General features: G+C 35.8%; 14 protein-coding genes. All 14 read right to left on the reverse strand.

The annotated features are described in order from the left end of the window. Nucleotides 1–104: 104 nt before the first annotated feature. A complete protein-coding gene (locus NST94_RS27165; RefSeq protein WP_076301400.1) occupies nucleotides 105–1,511 on the reverse strand; it encodes an undecaprenyl-phosphate glucose phosphotransferase in 1,407 nt (468 codons plus the stop codon). Further along, nucleotides 1,508–2,461 (reverse strand): glycosyltransferase family 2 protein, encoded by a 954-nt coding sequence (locus tag NST94_RS27170; protein WP_076317157.1) that lies wholly within the window; start codon nucleotides 2,459–2,461, stop codon nucleotides 1,508–1,510. The genes NST94_RS27165 and NST94_RS27170 overlap by 4 nt, the downstream gene beginning before the upstream one ends. Nucleotides 2,462–2,569: 108 nt before the next feature. Continuing rightward, nucleotides 2,570–3,589, reverse strand: coding sequence for a glycosyltransferase family 2 protein (locus tag NST94_RS27175; RefSeq protein WP_076301402.1), 1,020 nt, complete (start codon nucleotides 3,587–3,589; stop codon nucleotides 2,570–2,572). Nucleotides 3,590–3,707: 118 nt separating this feature from the next. Next, complete coding sequence (gene rfbD / locus NST94_RS27180; RefSeq protein ID WP_038573485.1) at nucleotides 3,708–4,571, reverse strand: dTDP-4-dehydrorhamnose reductase; 864 nt, start codon at nucleotides 4,569–4,571, stop codon at nucleotides 3,708–3,710. Between the two features lie 24 nt (nucleotides 4,572–4,595). Next, nucleotides 4,596–5,618 (reverse strand): dTDP-glucose 4,6-dehydratase, encoded by a 1,023-nt coding sequence (rfbB, locus tag NST94_RS27185; protein WP_076301403.1) that lies wholly within the window; start codon nucleotides 5,616–5,618, stop codon nucleotides 4,596–4,598. A 1,303-nt stretch (nucleotides 5,619–6,921) separates the two neighbouring features. After that, nucleotides 6,922–7,047: a hypothetical protein gene (locus NST94_RS27190; RefSeq protein WP_280775842.1), complete on the reverse strand. Its 126-nt coding sequence runs from the start codon at nucleotides 7,045–7,047 to the stop codon at nucleotides 6,922–6,924. Between the two features lie 68 nt (nucleotides 7,048–7,115). Next, on the reverse strand, nucleotides 7,116–7,526 hold the full coding sequence (locus NST94_RS27195) for a GtrA family protein (protein ID WP_076282462.1): 411 nt from the start codon (nucleotides 7,524–7,526) through the stop codon (nucleotides 7,116–7,118). A gap of 342 nt (nucleotides 7,527–7,868) precedes the next feature. Further along, nucleotides 7,869–8,594, reverse strand: coding sequence for a glycosyltransferase family 2 protein (locus NST94_RS27200; protein WP_076282460.1), 726 nt, complete (start codon nucleotides 8,592–8,594; stop codon nucleotides 7,869–7,871). A gap of 333 nt (nucleotides 8,595–8,927) precedes the next feature. Then, a complete protein-coding gene (locus NST94_RS27205) occupies nucleotides 8,928–11,753 on the reverse strand; it encodes a hypothetical protein (RefSeq protein WP_076282459.1) in 2,826 nt (941 codons plus the stop codon). Nucleotides 11,754–12,162: 409 nt separating this feature from the next. Beyond that, nucleotides 12,163–13,260, reverse strand: coding sequence for a hypothetical protein (locus NST94_RS27210; RefSeq protein ID WP_076205773.1), 1,098 nt, complete (start codon nucleotides 13,258–13,260; stop codon nucleotides 12,163–12,165). Nucleotides 13,261–13,263: 3 nt separating this feature from the next. Further along, on the reverse strand, nucleotides 13,264–14,106 hold the full coding sequence (locus NST94_RS27215; RefSeq protein ID WP_081383164.1) for a glycosyltransferase: 843 nt from the start codon (nucleotides 14,104–14,106) through the stop codon (nucleotides 13,264–13,266). Nucleotide 14,107: 1 nt separating this feature from the next. After that, a complete protein-coding gene (locus NST94_RS27220; RefSeq protein WP_076301405.1) occupies nucleotides 14,108–16,489 on the reverse strand; it encodes a class I SAM-dependent methyltransferase in 2,382 nt (793 codons plus the stop codon). 33 nt (nucleotides 16,490–16,522) lie between these two features. Further along, nucleotides 16,523–18,157 carry an ABC transporter ATP-binding protein gene (locus NST94_RS27225; RefSeq protein ID WP_081383165.1) on the reverse strand — a complete coding sequence of 545 codons (1,635 nt, stop codon included), beginning with the start codon at nucleotides 18,155–18,157 and terminating at the stop codon, nucleotides 16,523–16,525. A gap of 11 nt (nucleotides 18,158–18,168) precedes the next feature. Then, nucleotides 18,169–18,948: an ABC transporter permease gene (locus NST94_RS27230; RefSeq protein ID WP_076282457.1), complete on the reverse strand. Its 780-nt coding sequence runs from the start codon at nucleotides 18,946–18,948 to the stop codon at nucleotides 18,169–18,171. Nucleotides 18,949–19,422: the final 474 nt, after the last annotated feature.

Consider the following 19,422-nt stretch of genomic DNA (forward strand, 5'->3'; position numbering starts at 1 on the left):
GTGAGTTTCCTTTGCAAAGTTTAGATTAGAAAATTAATACCCCGCTCTGCCAGTGGCAAAACGGGGTATTATTAAAATTTCACAAATCTAAATAAGTGCAGGTCTCAATATGCGTTTTTGTTAACGAAGCCGTTGCGAATCGTTTTGAAAATAATTCGAATATCGAACAGTAAGGACCAGTTTTCGATATAGAAAATATCGTGCTTAATCCGTTCCTCAATTGAAGTGTCCCCGCGCAGCCCATTGCTCTGTGCCCAGCCCGTAATTCCTGGACGCACATGGTGCTTCACCATATACTTCGGAATTTCATCACGGAATTGTTCTACATAAAATGGTCGTTCTGGCCGTGGGCCAACTACACTCATATGACCGAGTAATACATTAAAAAATTGCGGAAGCTCATCCAGACTTGTCTTACGGATAAAGGTTCCAAATCGAGTTCTACGAGGATCTTCCCGCGTACTCCAACCTGTATCCTCTTCCCCGTCCTGCTGCAGCTTCATTGAACGAAACTTATACATCATAAAATTACGCCGATTAAGTCCCACCCGTTCCTGCCGGAATATGATCGGTCCCGGTGAGGTAAGACGTACGCCGAGAGCTACGATCAGCATCACAGGAGATATCATAATAATAGCGAATAGAGAGAACACGATATCAAACAAACGTTTTGCCATCTTATTCCCCGTCATATCCAGTGGAATATCACGAACATTAATCATTGGCATACCTGCAAAGTTATCAAAGTAAGGACGCGCCGGTAAATAATCAAAGAAATCCGGAATAATCAATGTGCGTACCCCTGCTTTTTCACAGGCTGCAATAATCGAAGGATATTTAGAATGCGCATCGAGCGGCAAAGCAAGAATAACCTCGTCCACAGGCAGCATCTCCAGCATTCCGGATAACTGATCAACCGTACCTAGAATCGGTTTATAGCGCTGTTCTTCAATTCCATCCCAAGTATGATAGTCGTCTAAGAAACCAATGGCTTCATATCCAAGCTCAGGATATTGTTCCAAATTGTTGTAGAATCTTTTACCAAGAGTACCTGCGCCGATGATAAGTACGAACTGGCGATTCAATCCTTTTTCGCGCAAAGATTTAAGCATCTTCTTCAACACATAACGGTAAAGCATAATGGAAAGAACATTAAATCCCATATAAATAGCCAGATATGTACGGGAGATATCAATTTCTTTCACGAAAAACATTAAACCAAGCAGGATGAAGATGCTCATGATATGCACTTGGAAAATCTTAATAAATTCATCGACAAAACGTTTCTTACGCTTAGGCAAATAAAGCGATAAAAGGATACCAATTAAGACAGCTACTACGCCATAAATCATACTCCAATAAGCGTAAGACTCTACAGGCAGCGTGTTATAGGATTCCATCCATCCGCTCTTGAACTTGATCCACCAAGCCGCTAAAAAGGACAGTTGGATGACAAGAAAGTCAGCAACCATATAGAGCTGTGTCAAAAATTTCTGATTCCGCCGAATCATAATCTCACCTCAGTATTCTTATCGTTACGAGCGCCTGTTTCCGTAGAAGAGCTAAGACTCTGTGCAGGTGATGGAACTGCTTTAGGAAAGATTAGGGCATTCCGCAAAAGGGACAGAGCAAACTTCATACCAACACCAGCATATACTGTTCCATTTATAATACTGTTGTACTTCCTACTATAATGCTTACGATGAAATAAAATCATTGCCCTGTGAAATTCATAGACGATCTTGAACGGTCTACGTCTGGCACTGCCGCCTTTGAGATGTACGATGGAGGTCTTCGGATAATAATAAATCTCCCAACCAGCCTCTTTAATACGATAGCACCAGTCTAAATCCTCACCGTACATAAAAAACTCTTCATCTAATCCGCCGACCTGATCAATCGTCTCCCGCCGCAGCAGCATAAACGCACCCACCAGACAATCTATCGGGTAATCAAGATCAGGGTCCAGATAACCTAACTGATAACCGTTAAACTTCGGTCGATCCGGAAACAACTTACTGAAACCAAAAGCATAATAGAAGGAAGCTGACGGTGTAGGAAATCCTCGCTTACACGCTTTATCCAGCGACCCATCTGGCAAAATAATCTTACATCCTGACGCCCCAACATCGGGCCGACCATCCATAAAGGAGATCATCGTCTCCAGCGTATCCCTGCTTACCACCGTATCTGAATTGAGCAATAGTACATACCGTCCGGATGAAGCTTCCATCCCCTGATTATTTGCACGGGCAAAACCGACATTGTCGTTATTTGCGATCAACATGACACTTGGAAACTCTCTACCAATCATCTCTACCGAATCATCATGGGAATTGTTGTCTATCAAAATAATCTCATAGGAATAGTTCGTTTCTGAGTCATATACCGACCTGATACAGTCCATCGTCAGGCGACACGTGTTGTAATTGACAATAAGTATGCTTACATCTACATTCACTGCGTAACGCTCCTGACAAATATAGTAATCTACCGACAATTATTATAACATAAAACCTCCCTGAGAGGAGGTGACCTTTCAGGGAGGTTTTACCAGATACTGTTTAATTTACGTGTTCTTTCGCTCTTTTACGACGGTCTGTATATATTTTCGTTTCTTTTTTAACGCTGGGAGCTGAGTGAAAAAGGATTTCCACGCTACGATTAACTTTGGCTCTCTCAGAAGCATATAACCATGAGCGGCAATTTCATAGGGAAGAGATATCAAGATTGTTTTCAGCATAGTTCGAGCCGATTCATTTTTGTAGATCATTTTATAGCGATTAATGTAAGATATTCGCCGGATGAACATTGGCTTGGTACTGCGGCCAGACGTTTTCCACCCACGTTCATGATACCCAATTGCCTCAGCATCATAATACCCTTGCCAGCCAAATAGCTGGGCTCTCCAAGCCACATCCACATCTTCCTTATATGCAAAAAAATCTGCATCAAAAAACTCCCCATCAACACTAACGTCTTCAATCATCCGCCGAGAATACATCGCCGCTGCCCCAGATACACCAAATACTGTCCCCGATTGTGTCCATAGTTCTGCTGGCTCCCCCGCACCACGGTCAAACGCACGACGTGTCTTGTTCATCCGAAGACCAGTGCTATCCACTAATCCATGATCAGCCTTTAGCAAAAGCTTACCTGTGGCGCTGCCGATCTGCGAGTTGGCTTCCATTTGTGCGATTAGTCTAGAGATATAGTCTGGTGCCAGCGTCAAATCCGGATTGAGAACGAGCACATAATCTGTTTCTGTTGTAGCTATAGCTTGGTTATGAGCTGGGGCGAAGCCTGTATTTTTTTGATTTTGGATAAGTAGCAGGCTCGTGGGTGCTTCCTTCTCAGCTTGTGAATTGAACAGATATAAATCCTCTAGTGAATTAATTGAAAAAGCCCCTTTATCGATCGCGTTAAAGAATATATTCACTTTCTCTGCACAATCGTCCGAAGACGCATTGTCCACAACAACAATTTTCTCAATAGGATAATCCTGTGCCATTACTGCCTCTAAGCAATCTATAATGTCATTCGCGCTGTTGTAGGTGACGATATGTACACTAACTGTTTTGTTATTCATGAGTATCCTCGACTTTGTAATTTCTAATTAACTACCTGCTTCCTTCTTATTATAACGAAAGAACACCAAAAACTCCCGCATCGTTATAAACGATTTGGGAGTTTCAATTGGTGTTATTCTATTCTTTTAGCTCTAAGAGGAAATCTCTCAAGCCTTCACGCCAAGGTCGAATGTCCTCAAAACCATTCGTACGTATCGACAGATGCTCCATCACCGAATTCCGAGGACGTGGTGCAGGTCTCGGAAACTGTTCCGTGGCACACGGTTCAAGCGTAGCAGTAAATTTGAAACCCAAAATATCCTCAGCCTCTACAAAGATCGCCTGTGTAAATTCAAACCAGGTACAAGAGTCGCTATTTGACGCATGGTATACACCATACTTCTCAGTTTGAACAAGCTCAAGCAAGAATCGAGCTAAATCGACTGTATAAGTAGGCGAACCTTTTTGGTCATCAACAACTTGAAGCATTGGCTTTTCTTGACCAAGCTTTAGCATTGTTTTGACAAAGTTATTCCCGTATTTGCCGTACACCCATGATGTTCGTACGATGAAATACTTAGAGGAGAGGGATTGAACGAGTACCTCACCCGCACGTTTCGATTTGCCGTATATACTCTTAGGGTCTGTATTATCATATTCATGGTAAGGCTGTGCTCCCATACCATCAAACACATAATCCGTGCTAATATACACCAGCTTGGCTCCAGCTTTTTCAGATGCTAGCGCTACATTTCGACTGCCAGTAGCATTAATTAAATAAGCTGCATCAATATCACTTTCTGCCGCATCTACTGCCGTATGAGCAGCACAATGAATAACCGCATCCGGTCCAAACCCGCCAATAACTTGGATGCACTGATCCAGATCAGTAATATCCATCTCCTGACGATCGCAAGCCAACACTTCGTGACCTTGATGCTGGAGCAGTAAAACTACGTCCTGACCTAGTTGTCCGGCCGCACCTGTAACAAGTACCTTCATAGCTATTTTACCCCCGTATCAAAATTACAATGAGTCACCTAAACGATCACCATATTGCTGTTCAGCATATTTTTGGTATTCCCCAGATTGAATACGGGTCCACAACTCGCGGTTATTGAGATACCATTGGATAGTTTCTTTAATACCTGTTTCAAACGTATGTTTCGGCTTCCATCCCAGTTCATTCATAATCTTAGTTGGATCAATCCCATAACGGCGATCATGACCAGGACGGTCTTGAACATAAGTAATCAAAGAATCAGGCTTGCCTAGTTCCTGCAATACCGTGTTTACAATATGCACATTCGTACGTTCATTATTGCCACCAATGTTGTAGACTTCGCCGTTCACACCCTCATGAATAACCAAATCAATCGCGCTGCAATGATCCTCAACATACAACCAATCGCGGATATTCATTCCATCGCCATAAACAGGCAACGCTTGATCAGCAAGTGCACGGGAAATCATCAGCGGAATAAGCTTTTCCGGGAATTGGTACGGGCCATAATTGTTTGAGCAGCGGGTAATATTCACTGGCAGTCCAAACGTTTCGTGATACGCACGTACTAGCAAGTCTCCGCCTGCTTTACTTGCTGAATATGGACTGTTAGGAGCCAGAGGAGTTTCTTCGGTGAATAATCCTGTCGCTCCCAGTGATCCATATACCTCATCCGTAGATACTTGAACAAACTTAGTGATACTGTATTTTTTCGCCGCATCCAAAAGCACTTGTGTTCCAAGTACATTCGTCTTCACAAACACTTCCGGCTCTAAAATACTCCGATCCACATGCGACTCCGCCGCGAAATTGACAACGACATCCACACCCTGGCTAATCAGTTCATCCATCGCAGTAACATCTGTAATGTCGGCCTTCACAAAAGTGTAATTAGGATTATTCTCAATTGCTTTCAGATTCTCTAGATTACCTGCATACGTCAATGCATCTACATTAACAATTTCGTAATCAGGATGTTGTTGTAACATGTACAGCACAAAGTTGCTGCCGATAAATCCGGCTCCGCCGGTGATGAGGAGTTTCATGTGGTTACCACCTTTTTAGATTTGTTTAATAATTTGTATGATTATTCTAACACGCAGAAAGGATTAATTATTAATTCATTGTAAAAGTATTTAAAAAATAAACTCTACACCCCAACACACGTGTCACCCATTCATGATATGTCGATTACTATTTCAAGAGAATATTTATTATATATAGACCGAAATTTTGAATTAGATGCGTACACCAAAGACGATCAATGACCTCCATAGGATTGATGTTGACACGTTTTTACGCGGGTGTGAAGAATTTTTTAGTAAAACACATTGTGGACAATATCACTTTTTAGCCATATCCATAGCCCTTCAACTAAGTTGAGCTCCATAGAATACTTCGGCAGGAGCACAAACTGTAGCCGAATATCTTTTGCAAATAGGCTTGCTCTTTTGTGGCATGTTGAATTCGGCTATTATCTAGGAGCATCACAATTCCCCCTCAGGATAGGCCCGTTGGACTGCATCAAGAAATAGGAGGAGTACCGGGGCGTCATATCGTTCGCCATTACGGTAAAGGACTTGCAAAGTCTCGTAGTTTAGGATCCAAACAGTTTGGCTCCGTTATGGCAGTCATAGTCGGTACTTTCGCTGCCGACCTACCGAAACTAGATGTACTTCAGGGATTGGTACGCCTGAATCAATATTTGAGCTTTTAGCATTAATGATATATATAAGATAATTTCAGAAATGATTGTAGTTCTGTATTTATTTCTTCATATTATTTATTTATGATGTTCGATATCGATTTGCAACATATAGTTATATATATTGAACTCAAAAATTAAAATATAAAAATCATCTTCATGAGGTGAAAAATAGTAAAGAAGCAAATACGGGGATTGAAATGAATTACGAAAACGAGATTGAACAACTGACAATGGTAACGAAAGACACAGAAAACGCCAACATGTACGAAAGAGATTTAGCAGTCTGTTTACATTTAAAAGGTCAGAAGTTAATCTAAATTGCAGATATTTTTGAAAGTTCTTCTCATACATTTAGTGGGTACTCAAATGATCATTGCAAGCACGTACTTTCAGTCCTAAAATTTGGACAATATCCCGAAGACATTCAAAACGTTCCGACGACCAAAAAGAACGACTCAAGGTAACGATTGCAAAGAAAGGACCTGTGGGAATCTTGGATTCGAACTCAGACACACCTAGACCTTGAAAATCTTATTTACATCATCTACTCTCATTTCACTGCCTTCACATAACTGATCAATCATTATCCTCTTGAAACGATTAACTACTGCTGTTTCGAGTATGAAGTTCTCAAGTTCAATCTATGTTCCATTCGATACCGATGGACAAACGCAGCAGTAAACGATCGACACAATTACACTAACCCTTTCCATAGCCAGCATCAATCCACCCGTTAAAAAGGCATTCCCATTGAATGTAACAGCCATCCAATGTCGGGTAGATAATCACCTATTGAATCGCCTCTTAGCCACAATCCTAACCCTCAGAATGATTTTCAAGCAAAAGCCCAGTAACGATTTAAAGTGAAATTAGAGATAGGTACAACAATAATAACGATAACCTGAGCCCAAATATACCAAACTCCCAACAAGTTAACTAACAGGAACATAATTAAAAGGTTAATGCCAAGACCAGATAATGATACAATTACGTATTTGTAAAAAAAAGATTTCTTTTTCTCCAACTGAAATGTCCATTTTAAATTAATATAATACGAAACAATTAGTGATAAAATAAAACCTGCTGATGAACCTATTAGAGGTTGAAACCCTTCCTTTTCAACCAAAAATATCAATACAGAGGTATGCAGTATTGTTCCAATAGCACCAACCATTGCATATTTAATAAATTGTCTCATGATTTCTATCTTTGCAATCCTCACAGAATCACTCCATTTTTCTTTCATTTTCAAATTGTTTTAATTCATTTTTCAAGAGCCCTACTTCTTGGGAAAGTTGGCGTATTTTTATGGAGTTTTTAGATATTTCAGATGTCAAATTATAAAGTATCATTAAGCAAGTCATTATTCCGAATAGAAACAGTGTATTCACAGGAGTTTCAATTGAAAGCAATTTCGAAACGAAAAGAACAATATTAGGAAATATGGCGATGAGTATATTAATAATTGTCATAACAATCCAGAGAATTGTGTACTTTAACTCTATTTTATAAGCTTTGATTCTTACTATAAAAGAAACAAATATTAAACTACTAAGTATAATTAGGATGAGTTGCAAATTAAATGGAATCATATGTCATCTCCTAGTAATTCTAAGCTCTCTACTAATTCCTTTTTTCTAAATCGATCAATAAGAATTGCTAATGAAACTTTTATAACGTAATAGATTGACCTCATTAAGTTTATAGAAGATGAGCCAAATTGTCTTTCTGACATAATCACCGGCACTTCAAGTATTCTATAATTTTGTCTCAATAGAGCAACTATAGATTCTGGTTCAGGATAATCTGTTGGATAATAATTAGCAAAGTAATTCATAACCTTCAAGTTACACGCCCTAAACCCTGAGGTTGGATCAGTTATTTTCATTCCTGTAAGTAATCTAATCAGCGAGCTAAAGTATTTAATTCCGATTCTCCTCACGACACTTGATTGAAACCCTTCTTTCTCAATATATCTTGATCCAATTATCATATCGGCTTCTCCATTTAAAACAGGAGTTATTATCTGTAGTAGATAATTTGGATCGTGTTGACCATCCCCATCTACCTGTACAGCAACATCATATCCATTTCTAACACCATACGTGTATCCAGTTTGCACAGCTCCACCAATTCCTAGATTACATGGTAGATCGATATAATTAACTTTTAGTTCACTGAGAATTTTCAGAGTATTATCAGTAGACTTATCATTGATAACAATGACATCAACATTAAGTTTATTTAACTCAAACACTAACTTCCTTATATTACCTTCTTCATTGAAAGCGGGAATTATCACTAACACTTTCATTTCTATCTTTCACCTCACGATATTTTCTTAAGTACCGACAAACATTTCAGATATTAGTAAAATGAAGTGCGCCAACTAAAAAAGATAAGGTCCATGCAAATATTCTCTGGGCATGTCTGCCAGCACATCGGTTTGGGACCTGGTCGTCATCCTTTACGACACACGATAATTGAGTTTTGGCCGTCCCCTATTAAAGGGTACACGACGGCCTACACACTCGAAGAAACGCATCAGGAGCACTGAGTACGAAGCTTCTCCGCTGGAAGTCACCTCACGAATCGTTTCTGGATGATCTATCGCACTTAGTTTGACATCACTTCATTTAATAATATCTCAGTAATTGATGCGATAAATTGACCACGGATCTACACTGTCTTTATATAATAAAGTTACTTCACCTTTATCAATAATACTTTGAGGGATAGGAATCATTGTGAATATATATTTAATTTTTAAGTCCCTAGCAGTTTCAATTGGAGTATAAATGATACGATTAGTACCATTTACCTTTAGACTCCTTTCATGATCTAAAAGTGAAAATTCTAAATCGCCATCAGTTAAGCGCATATCAATATGAGCAAATTGATTCCAAAGATTGATATGTTCATGTTTTTTATCAATGATGCTCATCATTTCCCAATCCGGATAGTAATATGTTCCAGTTGTCCTTGCAACTCCTTGTGCCGTTACAAGATTCGATATAGTGGGACTACCACTAACCATCCATCGGCCAGCATCCACTGAATTGATTTTTCGTATTTGCTCCATGGTAGTCTTCTCGAACATAGAATCGGTTCCTTTGGTAATAGGATTTACCATAATTGTAGAACAAACTGAAAGAAGTAAATACAAAACAATAAAAGATTGTACAGAGTTATAATTACCCTTCATTAGCAAAAATCCCATATATGAGAGTAAGACAACTACTAAAATCATCAATATAGTACCGATAGAAAATGACTTGAAATAACTAAAAATATTTATGCTATTTGTCATTATGCAAAGTGTTAGAAAGCATATAACGCTAGATAAAATAAGTGGCATTCTCCCTGTGAATAAATTTTCCCGTTTGTCCTCCAAATGAGCAAGAAGACATACAATTAATAAAGTGAAACTGTAGCCATAAGCATATGTGATCCTAACAGGATACGTAAAACTTAATAAAGTTATCTTGTTGAAGAATGGCACTTCAGGAATCCACGAGACGAGCATTAAAAATAAAGAAACACTCAATAACAGGGACATTAATAGAGACTTCTTTTTATTTTTGAATATTAGGGTTGTAGCAACTATAATAACGAATGGAGTAAAAGTGAAAAATTGGCTAATCTCACTCGCATTTAAAAAATCCGGTTGTTTAATACTTGCAGTAAAAATATTTACAAACTGATATAATTCAAAGTCCCAAGGAAGCTTAATCCATGGTCTATCAGAACCAGGGTATACCGTATTCATAATAACATGCAAAGCAGGTTTTGAATTTGAATAAAAATGATATAAAACCAGTGCGATTGGTATAAGCATCACTGCATATTGTAGTAATCGAGAAAAGGCGAACGGTTTATTCTTTTTATTCTCAATTAATACATATATGAAAAGCATCAAAAACACATAACCCAAAGGAACCTGAGTTGCAGGATACATAGTCAATATATAAACTAAAGCGAATAAAGCTAGTCCGGATAAACTGATAAATTTACCAAATAACTTTTTAGAATTTAAGTACTTATTAAATAAAACTATTGCAAATTGCCCACTCATAAGCATAAGCATTAGTGCTTGTGATAGCCACCATTGGACCGGCGGAGCAAATGTAATAACAATTGCAGTAATGATTCCAAACCGTTGTTTTTTTGTGAGAAGAACTCCCATTTCATATGATGCCATGAATAATAGAATTAACCGCAATGTCCAATAGAAAGAAAATGCATAATCATTAGGCATTACCATAAATCCCCAAAGATCAGGTCGAGCGATTACAGTTATGTCTTTAACTGGTGCAAATGCAGAAATAACCATGTCAGTACCAGTAAAACTCAAGTTTTTATTGAAGTACTGTAGTGTGGGATTTGCATTTGTCTGGGCAAAGTAATAGGGTTTCTCTGTGGCCCATTCATCACCTCTGATTCCTTGGGGATTGCCTAGTAATGTGCTTTGTTGATAGCTTGGAGTATTGCCTTGTAGCATTCCATCATAAAACCCTAATGATGATCCGGTGAATTTTCCTAACACCATAAGAATTAGCAAGATAAATGCCAAAACATATCGATACTTATGTGCTTTAGATTTTCCTAAACTAACTATTAATCCTATAATGAAAATAAATGATGAAAAGAAGTATATTCGATCAAATGAGAAAACGTAAGAATTTAGAAAATAACGATGAGCAGTGTCGAAGTTAAAGAACCCTGATACTTTTGCGATACTTCGTAATATAACAACATCCAATATAACCGCTGATATGATCGAAATACATATAATTATAATTAAATTAAATGCATTTTTTAAAAAAGTATTTTTGATTACAAACTTCTCTTTAATTGTTTTATAGTAAATCGGCAATTTTGGTAAACTACGAAATATCAAGAGCAATTTATTAATAAACAATATGAATAAGGCTATACAAGCTATAAAAAGCTCTTTGATTAAGAATGAATTTTTGAACTTTATTGGTAAATTTGAATATGTGTCTGTAGAGTAAATATGACCATCAGGACCAGAACTAGCGATGTTAACGGTTCCGTCTTCAAAAGAATATTGAGAAATATCGTTTTTAAATTTAAATTTATCCAAAAAAACTTTTTCACTAATAACATATTCATATAGAGGAGATTTTTGAATAGACAAAGAATATATCTTAAAATTTCCTGATGTATCACCAAAATCAATTCGCAGCTTATTAGAATTAACTATATCTAATGGAAATTTCACATTTTGCACCTTGCTACTTTTCACAAAATACTCTTGAGACATATGGGAATCATCAAAGGGATAATCGGGGTGACCATTATCATAAAAAAAACTAATTTTAGAATCATTTTCACTGTAAATGGATAAATTCACTGATTGTCTAAAGGATGTGAATATAGCAACATTCATTAGCACTATTAATATAATAAACAAAATAACTTTTTTGTGCGTTTTAGTTATATATTTCATAAATTCTCCTGTGTTATATATTGTTTGCGTTCTTGATAACGCGCTTTAGTATAGCAAGAGTAATTTCAAAAAACTATCGAGCTCCCTGGTTCACATCTCAGAATGACAATGTTGTTTGTTGCCCTGTCTCCGGCTGATCATAAGCACAACCCATTGTCGCCATCCTCGGATGAGCACATGTAAAAAAACCTTTAGTATCTTTGAGCTACAATGTGTAGATTGTTCTACCCATACTCTCGTTCGTCTGAACCCTTCCATTTACGTAAAAAAGCAGACTAAACCAACCCAACCCACGTGAATATATCCGGCATAATACATGGAATAAGGAGTTACCTCGGGTTTTATAATTGTTACGTTACGCCGAAGAAACTCCTTATAATATGCATTCAGCTACTTTGAAGATCTAATATCATTTAGCAATTTTCCGAATCAACTTTTTCAAGAAAGCACCAAAGCCTTCTGAACGTATAATACTTATTGCTTTCGATGATAATGATTTGTATTTTTTAAAATTAACATTTAAATTCAATTTACTATTAAAAAAATCATTACTCATTTCAAAAGGATTTTCAATACTAAACATCAAATCATAGTCTTTACGATAATCCATTCTTACCAAATCATTTATTTTCTCGCCTGACTTATAATATGCATAAGTCCATTTTGTTTTAGAGATATTATCAGAATTATTTAAATTGTGATAATATGCATATTTATCATACAAATCTTTGAAGGGGTGAGGCCCTTTAGGAAGCCAATCATTCATGCATTTTTCAGCAGAACTACCAAATCCTGAGTAGTGTATAAATCTTAGGGGGTCCCCTTTTACATAATATTGTCCACTTTGTTCAGTCATATCACAATTCAATAGTGACCACGGCGCAAAATCATATCCATGATGTTTAAATATTTCCACATCAAAAAAACACGGTGCCAAATCAATCCACTTTTGATCAGTAAAAATTCCTCTCGCAATGTCATCATAGCAAAATAAGTATAATCTCTCTGCCCACCAGTTTATGAAGCTTTGGGCCTCTTCACTTCTGTTTACAGCAAGAAATCCTAAGTTATAAACACCATGAGATGTGCTAGAGAGTTCCATATCAATATTACCTGGCTGAAGCAAATGCGGACAAAGTACTATTGGTCGAGTTATCAATAGCTGCTTAAGTTCAATAAAATCTGAATACACATATATATCTGGATCTAAATAAATAAATTGAGTCTCATCCTCGTAGTTAGCATAAAGATATTTGAAAAATTGGCCTTTAACAGCTGTAGAAGCTTCAACAATAGTATGTTTAAATATAAATCGATTGAAATTTCCTTCCCAAGCATCCTTCGATAGTACGATATCATCAAAATACTCGTAATTGAATTCAGGAAGCATCTCTTGTTCAGTTAGACATATGATAAACTTACAATTTGGTATATTATCCTTTACTGACTTTGCCAATGTACGGGCTTTATGCAAATAATTTGCACAAATAGAAGTGAATATGATCATCGTTTACCTCTTCATGATATATTTTTTTATTATTAACTTTAATAATGGTATGCTTTTTAATTTATCTAATATAGCTATGCCCTCTTGAAGAGCTCGATTAAGAAATATTTGCTCTATCAAAGCATCCCTTAGTATAACTGCGTACTCATTAGTATACTGTTCATAAAGTTTAGGATGTTGGTTATAAATTGAACGATAGGTCTGCTTAACAATTTCCGCGTTAGACATAAACTCTGTGGTCCGCGATTTAGGTTTAATTCGGTAGTTAAACAGTACCTCTGGGATTTGATAGATTTCTTTGTCTAGTTCTATAATGGAAAGCCAAAAATCATAATCTTCCATACCATGATACATGGTGGTTTTAAAACCCCCAACTTTTTCCCAATCTTCTTTGTAAAAGAGCGATGTTACAAACACAACATTATCAAGCAGCATTGCATCTAGTGAGTAGTTTGGAAGACTCCATCTCCCAGTTCTATCACCAAATAAATCAGCATAGCAGTAAACCACACCAATTTTCTTATTTGATTCTATAATTTTGACAGCTTTCTCGATGTAGGTTGGTTCGATGATATCATCAGCATCAACTGGCATTATATATTTACCAGTAGCATGAGCTATACCTGCATTTCTTGCAGCTGCAGGTCTGGTATTATCAGTTCTCAACAAAATAATATCAGTATTATTGAACTTATTCAGTGTAATAATTGTATTAGGGTCCGTCGAACCATCATCAATTATTATAAGTTCAATATTGTTATAAGTCTGAGAACGTACTGAATTTATTGCCTGTTCAATATATTCACCGTCGTTATAACAAGGCATAATTACACTGACTTTACTCAAATTATTCCCCCCTAGTAATCTCACCGAAAAACAATATTTTAACTATGGATTTTATTCTATGATGTTTCAAGTGTGAGTGTATTTCATTTAACTTATTACTTTTTATATTCAACTCCTCTTGAGTATTAGCTAACTTATTTTGGTTAATTTCTAACGTTTTTTGTACACTTTCTAAACTCTTTTGCGTCTCAATCAAATCATTTTGAGAATTGGTTAATGAATCAACTGTCACATTAAGTTGTGTTGAAACTTCCTCCAACTTTTCTTCTAGTATTTTTTTATTTATCTTAGAGATTTCCTTGTGATTCACTAGTTCATTTATTTTTTGATTATTTACATACATTTTTTTCTCTTGAAGTTGATAGCCAATAGTCCAATCAAGTATTTCGCATGTGAAATTGATCTTAATATATGTTGCATTAGTAAAATCACCTTGCAAAAGAAACTGAGGATCATATGTTGTGAATTCATACTCAGAATTATTAAGAACTCGCTCAGCATTGATAGCAGTAATCTCTTTTATAGATCCATCTGTTTCTATACTCTGTATATATATTAATGCGGGATTTCCTTCTAGTGGGTCCCAGCGTAGTGCTTCCGCATTATTTATAGATTTATCTTTGAACGTAACTGAAAATCCAGTATCAGTAGACGTAGTTACACAGCGTTCGAAATCATGATCAGTAAACCCGGCACCATGATCATAAAATAGCGTACTTTCAATAGAATGATCTTTTAAGTAACGAGTTGAAACAGCATTAAGATCAACGGGTATCTCATCATTCGCAAAAATATAAAGATCTTGAATTTTCACGAAGTTTTTAATAAAATTTTCTTCCCATGAAAAAAAACATCGCTCGGTGGCACGAGTAATATTTAGAGTATCGTATATGAAGTTATCAACAATTGATCTATCAATGATATCTTCATGGTTATCTTTAAACTGCTTTAAAGTCCTCCAAAGAGTAAACTCAAGAGGAATCTGAAATGGCATATGCCATTCATAATCAATAACCTTATATAAATCTCCCTCTAAAAAGATATTTCCTGATATTAAGTCGAGATTAGAGTTTGAAGACCAGTGTAACTTTTGTTCAGGTTTTTCCCTACTAAATATTTCCACAAAATCATTATTGTATGTAAAATCACTAGGATGAATGCCTTCATACAGCGCATTTCGCAACTTTACTATCTCATGAATAAAATCTCCAGTGTTAGTATCGGTACATTTAGAAACCAATCTATCCTCTAAAGTTTCAATAGTATAAAATAACATACTAATTCCATCCACTTCTTTATAGCAGGTTGCATTCTTAATTTGATTAGAATCGTACGAATAGTCACTATAATGCAACATTCGCTTCAGGTGATCCTGACTTTTTGCATTAAGGCCTTTTTTATAGACTTTATTGTTGTTTAAATCAAAGTAGGTGAATATTCTGAACTCTTCAGATCTATTAGCACTAATCTTTACATAGTCTATTTGAGTAGGTATTTGTTGTGTAGCGGATATTTCCACTAAAAAAGAATTCGCGAAGATATCCATAGAATTAGAATCCATTAAAGTTTTGTGAAGATTATTTTCATCAAAAAGTTTCACCCTTGGCATATCAAGCGGAAAATGAGAACTAGAAGGCACAATTCCATTTATAGTCGTATCCGTAAATATTTCCGTTGGGAACTTATAATCAGGGTACGGATAAAAGAATTTAATTGCACTAAGATTCGTCTCATTTAGTAAATTTGTCAATTCGCCTTTTGTAAAAGTTCGAACACGTTCATTATTATTGTAGTTATTTATTCCAGAAAAAAACTCTCCAGTATGGTCTTCTCTAAAGCCTGAAATATATTTTAGACCAATGCGATTTTCTATAGAAAGCAGCATCTTTCCGGATGAACTTAAGTGTTGCTTAGCCTTTGTAAGGAATTGATTATATGGTTGATTGCCTGTAAACATATATGCTGCATATTCAAGAACACCGTTTATTATAATGTAATCAAACTTCCAGTCAGGTGGTAGGCTCTGAAAATCGCAAACCACTATTTCTAGATTTTCAATATTTTGATGACGGTAGTAATTTATTTCTGCTCTTGTTTTCGTTAACTCAACAGCTACAACCCTACTTGCTTTTTCACAAAGGAGTCCAGTTATAGCACCACATCCAGCACCAATTTCTAAGATAGTACATCCTTTTTCAAAAGAGTACCAATTTAAAATATTTTGTCGGAGGTGAGATAGATGGTAAATTATAGGCCATTCTTTCGAATTATACCAATCAAAATCTTTATTTTTCACCTTCCTAAGTAATTCTAATTCAATCGACCCATCTGAATATACCTCGTCCATACTAGGATTATAATAATCAAAGTTAAGTTTAGTCATGTTACTCCTTTCTGTAGCACAGCTACATCACTATCATGAATATCCTCTTCTATGGATCGACGCATCATCAGCGGCACCTATATTATAGTGAACCTGAATGTCATATATTTCATCCTCAACTAATTTGAAAGATCTTATTGAAGAGTATGAATCTATTTCAGTGACATAGACTCTATCTTCAATTTGAGAAAAATTATAAGGGACCCCTTTCATTTGTAATTTATCATAAAGGTCCTCATAATTAACGCCTAGTAGATTTAAATCTTTTGTTCTAACTAATTTTGGGGCGATGTTCCCAGATCCGTCTTGATACACACTTATATAGTAATATGAATCAATTTTAATCAAGTCATTCATTCCCTGAAGTTCGAAAGGGACTGGGTATTTATTTATTAGATTAAATGACATATCTTCTGTATTAGCAACAAGAATCTCCCCTGGACCGGAAACAAAATAAAGTTTGCTTTCGATGAGAGATATTGATCTGACATAAGAATTTTTCAAGTAATCCAATCGTACTACATTATCTATTTCTACCTCACCATTATTGTTTTTTAATACAAACAATTGTTGTGATGATGCAGATATACCGTAAAAAAGTTTTTTATCTTTATCATAAATAATCTTATTAGGCTGGTATCCAATATTTCTTATTGTTTGTGAAAACTCATATGTTTGCAATTTTTTCTTGTACACTTGTACAGCATTATTACCTGTATCATCTAAAATCAGCAGTTCACCGTCACTAGCAATGGAGTGAGGGGTGTGTACGTTATCACAAAGCATAGTCCATCCAGCAATAGTATCTGATATATTGGGGTTATAGATAACCCTGTGATGCCAACAATCCACAATGAAATATTGATTATCTATCTTTGTTATCTGTGTAGGCGAATATAAGTTTTCGGTATAACTATTATTAGACATACTTGATGGGGGAGTATCTGTTTGCTCACTTAAGTACGCTTTACAAACTTCAATCGAATTACCAATCATTCTTATACTGCCTTTATCTAACCAAATAACACGTGAACACATTTGGCGGATTTGTTCTATACTATGAGAGACCATGATGACCGTAGTACCACCACTCATTAGTTCGAACATTCTTTTCGCGCTCTTTTTTTGAAACTTTGCATCTCCAACAGATAATATCTCATCAACGATTAGAATATCTGGATCTACAAGAGTAGCAATTGAAAAAGCAAGTCTCATTATCATACCTGATGAAAAATTCCTAATTGGCACATCTAAAAAATCATGAAGCTCTGAAAAATCGACAATTTCACTGAACTTCTCAGTCAAATATTGCTTTGAGTACCCAAGTATTGCGCCATTCAGAAAAATATTTTCTCTTGCAGTTAAGTCCATATCAAACCCAGCTCCAAGTTCTAGCATAGGAGCTATATTACCACTAACTTTCACATTACCTTTAGTTGGCGTTAGAATGCCTGAAATAATTTTCAAAAGTGTACTTTTACCCGCCCCATTATTACCTATAATACCTATAACTTCGCCTTTTTGAATTGAAAAAGACACATCACTTAGTGCATGGAAATGCTTATATGTTAATTTGTTTGATACTCTCTTAATGACATATTCTTTCAAGCTAAGAATACGATCGTTAGCTAATCGAAAGTTCATAGAAACATTTTTTATATCGATCACTTTATTTCTCCTTATAAATATAGAATAAATTTTTCTTGAGTTTTATTGAATACAAGTACTCCTAAAACGAATGATACCAAAGCAAATAATAAACAGAATGCCCAGGCCTTAAGATCAGGAATCCCCCCATATAGAATAATAAATCTTATAAATCTTATAAAATGATACATAGGGTTAAATTTAAGAATATATAGCATGTAATTTGGAAGTATGCTCTCAGGATAAAAAATTGGAGTTAGATATGACCAAATAGTAATTATAATACTATAAAGGAACTGCGTATCTCGAAAGAAAACCATAATTGAAGACAACATAAAAGATATTCCACAGATAAAGAGAAATAGACATGCGATAGCAAAGAGCATTGCAATATGCGAATATGTTATACTCATTCCAGTTGAAATTATTACTAGGTACAGTGCTAATAACGAAAAAAGAAAATTAACACCTGATGATAATACCCGAGAAAATGGATAAATGAATTTCGGTACGTATACTTTGTTAATCAATGATGCATTTTGAATTATGCATGTCATAGATTGAGAGGTTGCCTCTGTCATGTAATTAAATATTACAATACCACTAAGCAAATACACAGAGTAGTTAGGTATATCGAACCGGAATAACGTCGAAAACACCAGGTACTGTACCACCATAATTAAAAGCGGATTTAATAAACTCCACAAAATGCCTAAAATAGATCTCCTGTATCTAGTCTTGAAATCTCTTTGAACTAACTGCGCAAGAAGAAAATTATATTTACTCAATGAATGTATTGCTTTTATTTTCATGTTTCATTCCATCCCTAAATAATAGAATCAGCCAAAAAAGCCGTTTTTACCATCAGCAACATAATAATACTGACAATTTAAAAGTACATTATTACTAAAAAGCATACCGTGTTATGTGTCGACATTTTTTCGATTTAATATTTATGAAGTGACTATTAGCAAATACAATCGAAAAATTACTATTGAACACCTGAATTTGCATCCTTTCTGAAATTTTATATTATATTAACAACCCAATAATCTGAGGTTAACTAACCTAAATATAGAGTCAATCATTTCAAAGTGTTAATATATTGTCGTTAATTATAAGAAAAGGAGATATCAACGTGTCGAAACCAGTATACGGTAAAAACGTTGCCCAGTCGAGGAAGTTTGAAAAAATCCCCAGTTCCGTCTGGGTTTGAGTTTGGATTTTAATCTGGTACCCCTTCCAGGTAGGGTTATTTAATGGACGCAGGTGGACTATGAGAAACC

Source organism: Paenibacillus sp. FSL H8-0282, from assembly GCF_037963825.1.
GTDB lineage: Bacteria > Bacillota > Bacilli > Paenibacillales > Paenibacillaceae > Paenibacillus_AQ > Paenibacillus_AQ odorifer.

What these genes read in the sequence shown, in the direction of transcription:
- NST94_RS27200 (WP_076282460.1), bottom strand. Translation starts at nt 8,594, where the DNA reads ATGAAAGTGTTAGTGATAATTCCCGCTTTCAATGAAGAAGGTAATATA.
- NST94_RS27210 (WP_076205773.1), bottom strand. Translation starts at nt 13,260, where the DNA reads ATGATCATATTCACTTCTATTTGTGCAAATTATTTGCATAAAGCCCGT.
- NST94_RS27220 (WP_076301405.1), bottom strand. Translation starts at nt 16,489, where the DNA reads ATGACTAAACTTAACTTTGATTATTATAATCCTAGTATGGACGAGGTA.
- NST94_RS27205 (WP_076282459.1), bottom strand. Translation starts at nt 11,753, where the DNA reads ATGAAATATATAACTAAAACGCACAAAAAAGTTATTTTGTTTATTATA.
- NST94_RS27190 (WP_280775842.1), bottom strand. Translation starts at nt 7,047, where the DNA reads ATGGCTGTTACATTCAATGGGAATGCCTTTTTAACGGGTGGATTGATG.
- NST94_RS27165 (WP_076301400.1), bottom strand. Translation starts at nt 1,511, where the DNA reads ATGATTCGGCGGAATCAGAAATTTTTGACACAGCTCTATATGGTTGCT.
- NST94_RS27195 (WP_076282462.1), bottom strand. Translation starts at nt 7,526, where the DNA reads ATGAAAGAAAAATGGAGTGATTCTGTGAGGATTGCAAAGATAGAAATC.
- NST94_RS27175 (WP_076301402.1), bottom strand. Translation starts at nt 3,589, where the DNA reads ATGAATAACAAAACAGTTAGTGTACATATCGTCACCTACAACAGCGCG.
- rfbD (WP_038573485.1), bottom strand. Translation starts at nt 4,571, where the DNA reads ATGAAGGTACTTGTTACAGGTGCGGCCGGACAACTAGGTCAGGACGTA.
- rfbB (WP_076301403.1), bottom strand. Translation starts at nt 5,618, where the DNA reads ATGAAACTCCTCATCACCGGCGGAGCCGGATTTATCGGCAGCAACTTT.
- NST94_RS27230 (WP_076282457.1), bottom strand. Translation starts at nt 18,948, where the DNA reads ATGAAAATAAAAGCAATACATTCATTGAGTAAATATAATTTTCTTCTT.